Source organism: Proteiniphilum sp. UBA1028 (assembly GCF_002316955.1).
Taxonomy (GTDB): domain Bacteria; phylum Bacteroidota; class Bacteroidia; order Bacteroidales; family Dysgonomonadaceae; genus Proteiniphilum.
The window spans coordinates 69,229-81,197 of the sequence record NZ_DCEN01000049.1; the positions used below are offsets into that span (position 1 = coordinate 69,229).

The following is an 11,969-nucleotide window of genomic DNA, read 5'->3' on the forward strand; positions in this document are numbered from 1 at the left end:
GTTGGACTATCAGGTTCCCCTCTCCAAACGCCATTTTCGTCATAATTATCTTTCTCTTTGGCCCAGTAGGATTCCCAGCAGAGATCGTACCGAATGAGAATGCAGCTTTTCGGCAGGTAGGAGCGTAGGGATTCTGAAAGCTCTTCCAGAAACATCCCCTGTAGCTCGTCGGCAGGCTCCAGCTCGGGACCGTAAGGGACATAGGCCACAGTGTGATATCGGTCTATTTGCTGCAGTATGATCAGCACGTCGGAGATGATTGCTGGCTGGTTACTGGTGGCGAGGAGGAGATCCGACTTCCTCGAGGTGAAGTTGATGGCAATGGTGTTTGCACCGAGAGAAGATTTCACGGCCGACCAGAAAGCCGTTTGTTGTAAAATGGGTGTGGCGTAAAGTTCATCGGTGTCCTTGGGACGAATATTCGTTAGCATACTTTTATCAGGGAAACGAGCAAAAGGTAAACGCTAAAAATCGTTGGAACGAGTGCTAGTAAGCCTACCTTCTGCATTTTAAACCTGCGAAGGTAGTCAAAAAAAATCAATTTCCAATGCTTCCGGCAGGAATGGAAAGCCCGGCATGCCTTGTGTTTTTATCCGGGATCAGAAAACATCGGGTTCGGCTTTTGCCGCAGTGGCGGTAACGCTGCGGAAATCCCGGTCGAAGTGATTCAGAAGCATTTCTATCATTTTGCTATGAAATGCAGTATAGAGCCGGGAGGTAATATGTTTTCTGTCTTTTCTTTTTAACAGGCCGAAACGCAATTGATTTTCATCTACCCATATCTGGGGTTTAAAAAAAGCTTCGTTCTTCCACAACAGGGAGCCATAGGTGATGCGCCCGTCGTCAGTGCGTACCCACTTGTCTGCTTTCTTGCTGTCGATCAATTCGTAAATTCTGTCGAGCAGCAAATCCGGTTGATCTGTATGGATGATGATGGCCATTTCGAATGATTTATTGTCCGTTTCTGTAGCTGTCAATGGCTTTTTTCACCGATCCGTGAATCATCAGCAGGTTCTTAGCCTGTTCATAATTGAGCGAGAGCTCGTCCACAATCATGCGTGTACCCCTGTCCACCAGTTTCTGGTTGGTGAGTTGCATGTTCACCATGCGGTTGCCTTTTACCCTGCCCAGTTTGATCATGGTGCTGGTTGTGATCATGTTCAGCACCAGTTTTTGCGCTGTCCCTGATTTCATGCGCGTGCTACCGGTGACGTATTCCGGGCCTACGATCGGTTCAATTTTGATCTCTGCTTCTGCTGCCACGGGAGAGTCCGGGTTGCAGCTGATTGCGGCAGTGAGGATGCCCTTCTCACGTGCGCGACGCAATGCTCCGATGACGTAAGGGGTGGTGCCCGATGCGGCAATTCCCACCAAAACATCGTCTTCGTTGATTTTATGTTCCATCAGGTCCTCCCAGCCCTTTTCCATATTATCTTCCGCTGCTTCCACCGGATTACGCAGGGCATTGTCCCCTCCGGCGATCAGCCCGATTACATAGCTGTTGGGCATGCCGAAGGTGGGAGGTATCTCGGAGGCATCAAGTACCCCGAGCCTGCCGCTGGTTCCTGCACCCAGGTAAAAAAGACGTCCCCCGCGACGCATGCGTTCGACGGTACCGGTGACCAGCCTCTCTATCTCAGGAATGGCCTTTTGAACGGCGATCGCCACCTTCTGGTCTTCGGCATTTATCTCTGTCAACAGTTCCAGAACCGATTTTTTTTCCAGATCGTTGTAGTGCGAAGGTTGTTCTGTAATTTTTACGAATGTCATATGGTGGGTCTCAATGTTTAGTGTCAGATGATCAGTGAGTTACTTCAGGTGGCTCACTCCCGGCCTTTGCCGGTTGATAAAAACGAATCAGTCCTGGCATGGGAGATTGTGCAATTTCTCCGATCCCGATATTTTTTTGATGTGCCACTTCCTTCAACAGGTCGGCGTAATGCCAGGCGATTGATCCTACAAAATTAACCTTATTTTTTTGATAATTGTACTGCATGACGTTTCTATCGAAGAAATCAGAAAAACTCCGGGTAACAATACGTCGAATGTGTGGAACATCGAGGTGCTTCATCAGGAAGGGTGCGAGCCCTGCCAGAAAACGGCTGGGAAAGGGTTGACGGTATACCTTGTCGATGATTGAGGCTGTTGTAAGCCCGTATTCATTCAGAAAAGCATCTTTCAACCCTTCCGGAAGCTGGTTCTTCAATGCATCACTCACCAGCTGCTTGCCCAGTGAGGCGCCGCTTCCCTCGTCACCAAGTATAAATCCGAGCGGGGAAATCTGCTTTACAATTTCTTTTCCGTTCCATTCGCAGGAATTGCTGCCGGTACCGAGGATGCAGGCAATTCCCGCTTCGTGTCCGCAGAGACTGTGCGCGGCCGCAATAAGGTCGCTATACACACAGATTGTTTCGGCGGGAAACGATTGGGATAGGGCATTTTTCACGAGGGGGATTTTTTCCGGGATGCAGCCCGTACCATAGAAATGGATCGATCGAACTTTTTTTTCTTTCAGCAGGGGATAGACGTGCAACCTGACCTCCTCTGCAATTTCCTCTTCGGACTGATATACCGGGCTGAATCCTTTTGTCGAAAATTGCTGCACGATCTGACCTCCGTGTGTCAGGCACCAGTCGGTCTTGGTGGCACCGCTGTCGGCGATCAGGATATTCTTCCCCGATTGTGAATAATTCATGCTGTTTGATTGTTTTGGTGTGATAAACCGCTCTTCGCCATTTATAGTTTGATATAAATATTTTTTTTGTAGAGAATATATCCAAAGAGCCAGCAGAACGTGACGAACAGCAATGCGTAAAGCAGCGATCCGAAATAATCTCCTGCCCAGGGGTGCAGCAACACTTCGTAAGTAAACCCTTTGATGGAAATTGCCTCTCCCTGCCAGTTAATCCGGATGTTGGAAACCAGATTGGCCATCACACCGGCAAAAACATATACAATGAGCGGATTCACCCCGAAGGCGTGAAAAAAGCGGCACCATCGTTCTTTCTGATGGATATCGATGATCCAGATCAGCAGTCCCAGCAGTTGTGCGGCAAAACCGGTGGTGGCAAGTACGAAGGTGGGGCTCCATATCTTCTTGTTGATGGGACATCCGTATTGCAGGAGTAACCCCGAGAATGCCAGTAGGGTACCCCATATCAGCAATTTCTCCACCCGGGTGTGGTTGTCTTTGTTTTCGACGATCAGTTTACCAGATAGAAATCCGATCAGTACATGGGCAATGGAAGGGAGGGTGCTGAGCAACCCTTCGGGATCGAATGCGATGCGTACTCCTTCCGGTGTGGTGTCCCTATACATGTGGGTGGGTCCCAAAAATGCCTTGTCCACCACTGCGATGATATTTTCTTCCGACATCTCAAATCCTTTCCCGAATCGAAGGATCAGGTAGTATCCCAGGAGCAGGATGCCAATTACCCACGGCAGCAGTTTGCTCTTCACCAAAACAGACGCTAGAGCGGAAAAGCCATAGGCCAGCGCCAGTCGCTGCAGCACACCCAGTATGCGGAGGGTGTCGAAATGAGATGCCGCTACACCGAATGGTTCCCCGGAAGCAAGTCCGCGTGTGAGCTGCCCGAACCATCCCAGTGCCAGTCCAATTACGAAGATAAGGATAGTGCGCCGCACAATTTTCCATACGGCTGCTTTGGAGGGTTTAAAGTTGAATTTCCGCAGAGACATGAAGGTGGAGACCCCCATGATAAACATGAAGAAGGGAAATACCAAATCGGTGGGCGTAAGCCCGTGCCATTGAGCATGTTTGAGCGGTGCATAGGTATAACTCCATGAGCCGGGATTATTGACCATGATCATGCCGGCAATGGTGATGCCGCGGAGAATGTCGAGCGACAGGAGGCGGTTGCCCTGTTTGGCAGAAAGCGTTGCATTCATAGAAGAAAATTAATATTTGTATGTTTACGACAGATACGGATCTTTCACAGGGATAGTCAAAAAACGCAAGCTTATCGGCGGTAAAGATAATACTTCTTGCTCAATTTTCTGAATGGCTCCTCGTCTTTGGTCCAGTAGGTGCGGATCTCTTCGAAGCGGTGATTTAGGCTGAACGCGAGTCTGATCTGATTTTCACCTTGATTTTCTGGGCAACAGCCGTCGTGTGGAACATCAGCGCACAGAGTATCACGACGAAAAACAACCCTGGTTTGGGGGACCTTGGTATGTTAGTTTTCATAATCCAGACTTTAATCCTGTTAAATAATAAATATGATTCGCTCGTTTAAGCTGCGTCCGGCTCTCCTTTTTTAGATCTGCCAAAGCCGGGGTCTACCTTCATAAAGGGGATCAGCACCAGTGTGGGAATCGTGAGGAGCATGATCAGGATGAAGAAATGCTGGTATCCCAGCTGTTCCTGGATCCATCCGGCAGCCATGCCGGGTAGCATCATTCCCAAAGCCATGAATCCCGTGCAGATGGAATAGTGGGCTGTTTTGTGATCACCCTGAGAAAAATAAATCAGGTATAGCATATAGGCGGTAAACCCGAAGCCGTACCCTAGCTGTTCCACAGCTACGGCCGCATTCACCCAGAAAATGTTTTCGGGCTGATAAAATGCAAGGTAGAGGTATGCCGCATGAGGGAGGGTAATGGCCAGTGCCATGGGCCAGAGCCAATACTTAAGGCCCTGACGCGAAGCCACAATTCCGCCGATGATTCCGCCCAGGGTGAGGGCAATCACACCCACCGTGCCATAGGTGATGCCCACTTCGGAAGTGCTTAGCCCCAATCCACCCACTTCGCGGCTGTCAAGCAAAAAGGGCGATGCCATCTTAACGAGCATCGCTTCGGACAGCCTGTATAATAACATGAAAGCAATGGCCAGCCTTATCCCCTTTTTTGTGAAAAAAGATTTAAAGGTATTTCCAAATTCTGTCACTACCTCCCGGGGTGTACGGGCTGACTTTCCGGTATCAGCATGTGGGTAGGGCAAGACAAAACGATGGTACACAAAAAATGCCAGGAATAGACCTGCCAGGATGAAGAAGGTGAGACTCCAGGCATAAGGAATCCTGCCGGTCGATTTTTCCAGGAATCCTGCCAATACGACCAGCAATCCCTGGCCGGTGATTGAGGCAAAGCGATAGAAGGTACTGCGGATGCCCACGAAGAAGGACTGTTGCGAGTCGTCCAGTGCGAGCATGTAAAAGCCGTCGGCAGCTATGTCGTGTGTGGCCGAACTGAAAGCCATGAGCCAGAAGAAAGCAAGCGAGGCCTGCAGGTAGAACGGCGAGGGAAGAGTAAAGGCTACCCCCGCCAGTCCGGCACCAATCAGCAGCTGCATGGAGACGATCCACCATCGTTTTGTTTTCAGGATATCCACAAAAGGGCTCCAGAAAGGTTTGATTACCCAGGGTAGATACAACCAGCTTGTATACAGAGCTATTTCCGTATTGGAGAGCCCAAAACGTTTGTACATGATCACCGAAACGGTCATTACGGCCACGTAGGGTAATCCTTCCGCGAAATAGAGCGTGGGTATCCATGTCCAGGGATTGCGGAATGTGACTTTCTGTTGCTTGTTCATACTTATTCTCTTGTTTGTTTTGTACTCATCTCCTTTTTGTTGTCGCTTTCAATAATGAACAACTGTTTTGGTTTGAGGAAAGTAGTGTGCTAAAATCTGATCACAGGTATATCCCTGCTCCGCCATCATGGCAGCGCCTATCTGGCACAAGCCCACTCCGTGACCCCAGCCTGCACCTGTGAGTGTAAATTTTTGCGGGATCCCCTCATCGTTTTCCTCTTCAGCATCCACTACGAAGGCGGAACTGTAGAGATGTGAGGAGGAGAGGGTACGCCGTATTTCCAATTCCTTGCCGATGATCATCACGCGTTTTGTCCCGATGATCCTGATCCGGAGGATGCGTCCTGAGGCACCCCGCTCTAGGGGTTGCAGGTCGATAATTTCACCGTAGTCGATGCCGGAGCGTTCCCTGATCAGCCGGCTGAGTTCCTCCTGCGAGTAGACCACTTTCCACCGATAGAAGTCGGCCGTCTCCTGGTCGTAGTCGTTTAGTACTTGCCTGAGTACAGCAGCATCCTGTGTGTTGCAGAAGGCGGGAGGTATTGAGCGAATCCATGCTTCGGCATGCTCTTCGAGGGTAAGATCGGGTAGGGGAGAATTACCGGTAAAATCAGCTTTTCCCTGCAGGTAGGGATGCACGGTGGGTTCCCACACATTTTCGAAGGCCTCCGTTACGCCGCCGCAGCATTTTGAGAAGCGGGCATCGCAGATGGCGTCGTTGTAGGTAATCACCCGACCGCGTGTCTCGTCGATTACTTTATTCACCAGTGCGGTCGTTTGCCGGGTGATGCCCTGGTAACGCTGGCAGTGGTCATCGGCACAGACATCGAACCGGTCGTGATCCTCCCGGTCATACCAGCGGATGATCTCGGTGGAAGTGACAAACGAGGTCCGGTAGTCGACCTTAACATCCTTGTTTTTCTTTATCTGTGCCAGCAGCCAGCTACGGGAGATGACGGCGTGTGCCTTCAGCAACTCTTCGGAGCTGGTGGCGTTCATCTCGGAAGAGATGACGCTCTTGAGGTAATCCTCCAGGGAGACGGTGTTGATGGCAGTGATGCCGTTCTTTTCAACAATAAACTTCAATCCTCCCTGAAAGCGTTGATTTTCTTTACGTTGCCAATGAAAGTCGACACCTATCACCACCTCTTTTAGTTCGAAGGAATCGTCGTGAATCTGATCCGGTTCGAAGGTGATTTCTTCGTATATTTTCCCTTCAAAAACTATTTTTCCGCCGGATATGTCCAATGAATAATCGCCCGGGGGAAACGGCTTTTCCTTCAGTTTATATGTGGAGAGCAGGGTGAAACGGATTTTAGCCTGCTCCAGGATGATTCCCACATGGATGAGCGGTTCGTTCATCTGCGTCTCTTTCTGGCCTGTAGTTCCCATGTCCTGATCCTGTCTTTATAGAGGTTGTGAGCATTCATCTTCGCAACGTCGAGTGAGGCGTCGCTGTTATCTTCCCAGCGGCGGCAAAGGTAGAGCACGTCGTAGATCCGTCCGATCCGATAACGACGGGAGATGTTCAGTCCCAGGGCATAATCTTCGCCGTAGCTGGTGTTGGGCACCTTGATCTCCCGCAGTACCGGCGTATAGAAAGCCCGCGGAGCACCGAGCCCGTTGATGCGCAATGCGTTGTTCCGTCCATTTTCGGGTGTCCACTCCCGGTGGTCGATGATGCCGGGAGGGATCATCTCCATGTTGAAGTTGGTCATCTGATAGGTCCCCACCACCATGGCACACTGCTGTTCGTAAAAGGCATCGACAATCTTTTGCAGCGTGTCATCCCCGCTGTATACATCATCGCTGTCGAGTTGCACGGCAAACTTGCCGCATTGTCCGTGGTGTACGCCCATGTTCCAGCACCCACCGATGCCCAGGTCGTCTCTCTCCGGGACGATGTGTATCAGTCGTTTGTCATTATTGAACTCCGCGATGGCTTCCGTGGTGCCGTCTGTGGAGTGATTGTCTACGACGATCAGGTTAAAAGAAAAACCGGTTTTTTGTCTCAGCACCGAGGAGATGGCGTCACGGACAGTTCTGATGCGGTTGCGCACCGGGATGATGACCGATGCCTCTACCGGAAAGATACCTTTGTTAAGTTCAATGTTCCCGAATTTGGGTTCCAGGTAAGCGCCCACATCTTTCAGGTGCTGCGTGCAGGCCTGTTCCATCTCTAACTGGGCCTGTCGATTTTTGGGGTCGACATAATCGAATATTTTTTCTCCCGATGCACGTGTATCCTCTTCTATCTCGGTGTAGAGGTACTCGTTGACATGCACGAGTGGGTTCTTCTGCGACACCTTGAGCCTGAGGTCGTAGAGGCCGGCAAACGTGTAGTTTTCGCTTTTCATTCTCCTGACCGCTTTCTTCAGTGCCTTCGCATTGTAGAGGAGCAGTGAGCCGAAGTTGAAGTCGTCGCGCAGACTGCCCTCCTGGTAGTCGATCACCGGATGGTTTGTCTTATCCCCGTTGCTGATGGCGTAGTAGTCGGCATAGACCATTCCGGCCTGCGTATCTTCCGCGATACGGGTCATTCGTTCAAGTGCGAAGTAACCGGGTCTCAGCACGGTGGACTTCTGATAGATGAGCGTGTAGTCGGTATTCGATTTCTGCGCGATCTTTTTTATCGTGGCACTGCTGTGGAGCGTGTCGATGGTGATATTGCCACACCCCTTGATTGTTTCCTTGCTATTGTCGGGCGTAAGCAAATAGATCTTGTCTATCGACTCCGATTGTCTGAGTTCTTCCACCGTTTTCTTTGCCTGTTCAGGTTCTGAGAAGAGGATAAATGCGTTTATTTTTTTCATATGATAGTTGATTCACTGATTTGATGATTTGCCGATTTATTAATTGTCAAATTGTCGAATTCTTTAATCATCGAGTTTGTTAATCTTCGAATGCCTCCAAAATATTTTTCAGCAGTCTGTTCCGGTTCTCCTGGCCTTTGATGGCTTCTATCGGAAAACCCAGGATGCAGCTGTTATACTTTTCACCCTGATAGAGGATGCCTGCACTCAGGTTGTTCTCCGCGTAGCGAAACACGGTGAATACATTATTGTCTGCCGGTTCGATGGCGTCAGGGTGTTCCACCACGTAGCTCTCGCTGTTCAGCTTATGGTAGTATCGGTAATGTCCCGTGAGGGAGGTGAAGGGTGAGGGTACGGCCTTGACATGTCCGGTCACTGCACCGTTGTTGTTGCGCCATTTGTATTTGAGGGTGTTTTGTGCCCACTCCCGGTCCTCTTTTATTGCGTATGGGTTGTCCCACAGGTCGGTACCGACAAACGCACCACTGACGATGATGTTGCCGCCTCCGCTACAAAAACGGGTGATGGCTTGCTGCTGTATGGGAGAGAAAGTTTTAAATCTGGGTGGCTTTGCTCCGCGGGCCACTTTCCATTCCCGTTGTTTGCCGAGGATCCAGTCGACCGTCTGATAATCGGACAGGTCAACCGTTCCGTTCTCCACGGCCGATGCGGCACAGGAGACGAAAGAGTATCCCGCCTCAGAGAAAGCTTGCCCGTGCACAAAGGGATAATCGAAGCTGTTGCCTGCAATCCGGCTTGTTTCATAGTCGGCATTGCTGTCGCCGAAACCCGGAGCGTCATCGTCCATCCAGGGGATGACACGCCGGAACTCATGCTGTTGTCCGGTAAAATGATAATCAGCGATATAGGGAACGCCGTTGTCCACGTTTCCCGCGAAACCGGCGATGCTGTCCTCCGAAGCGGTGAAGCTGTGCGGTGCCGAGACACGGGTGAAGCCGTTTACGATCAGCGCCTCTCCCTTTTGATCTGGCTTTCGGCAGAGCGAAAGTGTCTCCGACGGGAAGCTTTTACCTCCCTCGTTCACGGCCACCACCCTGAAACTGTAGATATGATCCTTCCGGATTTTTATGCTGTAGTTGTTATTGTTTACCAGCGTGCCGTTATCAAAGCCGCCGCCATTGAGGCGGGTATATACAATATATTGTGCGGGAGCTGCAGAGGGTTCCGAGGGATCGGGCGCCGGCTGCCACGTGAGCAGCGCTTCCGTCTCACCGGTGAAGCGTGCGGTGAAGTCTTTCACCGGCAATGGCTGTACCACATAGGGGCGGTTATATTGGGTGGCGAGAAATTTCAACATTCCCTTGTAGATAGAGCGGCCAACGGTAAAGCGAAAGGTGGGATCAAGCCCGTAGCGCATGTCGGCGAAGTTTTGGTGGGAAAGCAGTTCCAGCAGCATGGTCGGCACGTTGGGTATGCGTGCTTCCGCATAGGAGCGATTCCAGAGATGACGGCGTGTCCAGTTCGGTTCGAAGTCACGACGGATATCGTTTACGACCTCCTCCATGATTAGCTCCGTCAGGTCGCGTGACGCCCATCGTGAACGGCCGTTTTCGAACTGTTCGTTGTTGTGATGCGTCATGTAGATGCCCAGTGTGCCGACGATGGTGTCGCCCCGGAGAGTACCAGCATCGGTATGGAAAGCAAAGGCCAGGTCCAGGGGGATGTGGAGTCCTTCGGCCTTGGGTAGTACGGCTGATCCTCCGGCCAGCCAGTTGACCCATACACCGCGGCTGGCATAGTCGTCCGTGTAATCATTCTTCCCCTCGCTCCGGTTGTAGATCGAGTCGGGCACCCCTGCCCACTGCATCCAATAGCGGGCACCCTCCGCATATCGTGGGTAGCCGCTTGTTTCAGGGGTGTATTTTATTTTCGACACCAGCGTCTCTTTGCAGGTCAGGCTGTCGGAACTTTTGGTGTTCTCCTTGTCGAATCCTCCGGAGTGGGGCATCCGGGCGATGTTTCCCATCCCGCCACCGATCTTTACGGCATCGGCCGTTACAATCTTTCCGGAACGCCTGCTTTTGTTGGAGAGGGTGATCCTGTGGTCGCTCCCTGTGTCGAAAAGGAAACTGCCGAGGTAGATCCAGGTGCCCCCACCCATCTGCTGGTTCACCAGAAAATCGGTTTTCCCCCCGGCATGAAACACGGTGTAGAGGGCATCGTTGCTGCTGTTCTTCACCGTCTGGTAGGAGACATAGACTCCATATTCACCTTTCTCCGGCACTTCGGCTCTCCAGGTGGCCACAGACTCGGCACCTCTCGAGACGGTTCTTGTTTGTCGTGCCGTGCCCATCCGGAAGGGATTTTCGCCATCGAGGTAGATCTCTTTGGGGTTGGCAAAGCCGGCCGAGTCTGTATCTCTCCAGGCTTCGCTGCCATTCGTCTCGCTGTAGGTTGATATTCCCCTGTTACCGTTGTTGTTATCGATAATGATTTCCAGTTTATTGTAATCCCTCTCACGCGGAAGCAGCACACTGGCACCCGCATTCTCCAGCATTGGCACCAGGAAGGGTAGCACATAGCTCTGCGTGTAGAGATCCTCCACCGTCTGAAAAATGCGTGCCCGCTGCCATTCCCACCGTCCCAGCTTCTGCTCGTAATACCATCCATGGCTCTGCCAGAGGGCAATATGATTGTTTTGCAGACCTTTGGTGTCGTTTTTCGATGGATCGGAGAGTCGCGTGATGAGCGGCGTTTTCACCCGATGGGCCATCAAACGGTTTTTATCGATCTGTTTGTTACGGTAATAGTTGGGTATCAGGTGATTGATCTCCTGCTGGTCGGAGAAGACGCTGATGCGGTATTTTTTCTGTGCCTGTGGAAGATAGTAACGGATGCTGTCGTGGATAAGATGAACGAGATCCTTTCGCATGGGAAGGTAGGAGAGCGCGAGGTTGGTGTACAGCTCAATGCTTTTCTTTCTTTCGTGCAGCGCGATGCTGTCCACCTTCACAGTTCCCGGACGGAGCAGCGTCTTCCGGTAAATTTGAGTGAGTGATCTGCTAACTTGTTGTTTAAGAGAGTCATCTCTTTGGGTTTGTGATGAAAGGTGAAAAGAGAGCAGCAGGAGCAACACGACACATGGGGCTTTTACTGCATTAAATCCTTTGCGTTTTTCCCGGATGAGATTATGAAGATAAGTACGCATCAACCTGGTTACTTTTACTGAGTGATTATTGCGGTAAAGTTAGCGAAACTTACCAGAATTTCAATATGGCTACACCCTATTTTAGTCCAGTAAAAGATTGAAATCCGATACACTATCCGGTAAGGGAGACAGAGCCAGAAGTCGTCGTTACGCCAGACAAAACAGCCACAGGAACCATCCGTTCGCAGGAAAAGGGAACAGCCTATGTGACACTTTCCCAAATCCGGTAGCGAAGTTCAAATCCTTTAGGAATAAAAATAACCAGGGGATCTGTTGTATACGGCACCCTTCTTGTTTCCCCGTAAATAAATTTCCCGGTCAGTTCCCTGTCTGGGCAACCCATCCTCGTAGACGCAATTTCACCGTCCGAATCAAAAATCATAAACATGCGGGGAGAAAAATTCATATCTCCGGCATCTCCGAAAGTTAC

9 protein-coding genes and 2 pseudogenes are annotated in these 11,969 nt (G+C 50.8%); all 11 read right to left on the reverse strand.

Annotated elements, in window-relative coordinates; genetic code table 11:
- Positions 1 to 431: pseudogene (locus B3Z75_RS08700) on the reverse strand (peptidoglycan bridge formation protein FemAB); the annotation flags it as partial.
- Between the two features lie 168 nt (positions 432 to 599).
- Positions 600 to 977, reverse strand: a complete 378-nt coding sequence (locus B3Z75_RS08705; protein ID WP_294070306.1) for a hypothetical protein — start codon at positions 975 to 977, stop codon at positions 600 to 602.
- On the reverse strand, positions 952 to 1,770 hold the full coding sequence (gene murQ / locus B3Z75_RS08710; protein WP_294070309.1) for an N-acetylmuramic acid 6-phosphate etherase: 819 nt from the start codon (positions 1,768 to 1,770) through the stop codon (positions 952 to 954). Before murQ ends, B3Z75_RS08705 begins: the two co-directional genes overlap by 26 nt.
- A 31-nt stretch (positions 1,771 to 1,801) precedes the next feature.
- Positions 1,802 to 2,695, reverse strand: a complete 894-nt coding sequence (locus B3Z75_RS08715) for an ATPase (protein WP_294070312.1) — start codon at positions 2,693 to 2,695, stop codon at positions 1,802 to 1,804.
- A gap of 41 nt (positions 2,696 to 2,736) precedes the next feature.
- Positions 2,737 to 3,909: an acyltransferase family protein gene (locus B3Z75_RS08720; RefSeq protein WP_294070315.1), complete on the reverse strand. Its 1,173-nt coding sequence runs from the start codon at positions 3,907 to 3,909 to the stop codon at positions 2,737 to 2,739.
- Positions 3,910 to 3,980: 71 nt separating this feature from the next.
- Positions 3,981 to 4,106, reverse strand: a pseudogene (locus tag B3Z75_RS14220) (DUF1343 domain-containing protein); the annotation flags it as partial.
- A 146-nt stretch (positions 4,107 to 4,252) separates the two neighbouring features.
- Positions 4,253 to 5,557, reverse strand: a complete 1,305-nt coding sequence (locus tag B3Z75_RS08725) for an AmpG family muropeptide MFS transporter (protein WP_294070318.1) — start codon at positions 5,555 to 5,557, stop codon at positions 4,253 to 4,255.
- Between the two features lie 48 nt (positions 5,558 to 5,605).
- Positions 5,606 to 6,919 (reverse strand): SpoIID/LytB domain-containing protein, encoded by a 1,314-nt coding sequence (locus B3Z75_RS08730; RefSeq protein ID WP_294070619.1) that lies wholly within the window; start codon positions 6,917 to 6,919, stop codon positions 5,606 to 5,608.
- On the reverse strand, positions 6,916 to 8,370 hold the full coding sequence (locus tag B3Z75_RS08735) for a glycosyltransferase family 2 protein (RefSeq protein ID WP_294070321.1): 1,455 nt from the start codon (positions 8,368 to 8,370) through the stop codon (positions 6,916 to 6,918). The genes B3Z75_RS08730 and B3Z75_RS08735 overlap by 4 nt, the downstream gene beginning before the upstream one ends.
- A gap of 79 nt (positions 8,371 to 8,449) precedes the next feature.
- Positions 8,450 to 11,539, reverse strand: coding sequence for a fibronectin type III domain-containing protein (locus B3Z75_RS08740; RefSeq protein WP_294070324.1), 3,090 nt, complete (start codon positions 11,537 to 11,539; stop codon positions 8,450 to 8,452).
- Positions 11,540 to 11,741: 202 nt separating this feature from the next.
- On the reverse strand, positions 11,742 to 11,969 hold a 228-nt coding region (locus B3Z75_RS08745), incomplete at its 5' end, for an ecotin family protein (RefSeq protein WP_294070327.1).

Coding starts and splice junctions, on each gene's coding strand:
- murQ (WP_294070309.1), bottom strand. CDS start 1,770: ATGACATTCGTAAAAATTACAGAACAACCTTCGCACTACAACGATCTG.
- B3Z75_RS08715 (WP_294070312.1), bottom strand. CDS start 2,695: ATGAATTATTCACAATCGGGGAAGAATATCCTGATCGCCGACAGCGGT.
- B3Z75_RS08720 (WP_294070315.1), bottom strand. CDS start 3,909: ATGAATGCAACGCTTTCTGCCAAACAGGGCAACCGCCTCCTGTCGCTC.
- B3Z75_RS08725 (WP_294070318.1), bottom strand. CDS start 5,557: ATGAACAAGCAACAGAAAGTCACATTCCGCAATCCCTGGACATGGATA.
- B3Z75_RS08730 (WP_294070619.1), bottom strand. CDS start 6,919: ATGAACGAACCGCTCATCCATGTGGGAATCATCCTGGAGCAGGCTAAA.
- B3Z75_RS08735 (WP_294070321.1), bottom strand. CDS start 8,370: ATGAAAAAAATAAACGCATTTATCCTCTTCTCAGAACCTGAACAGGCA.
- B3Z75_RS08740 (WP_294070324.1), bottom strand. CDS start 11,539: ATGCGTACTTATCTTCATAATCTCATCCGGGAAAAACGCAAAGGATTT.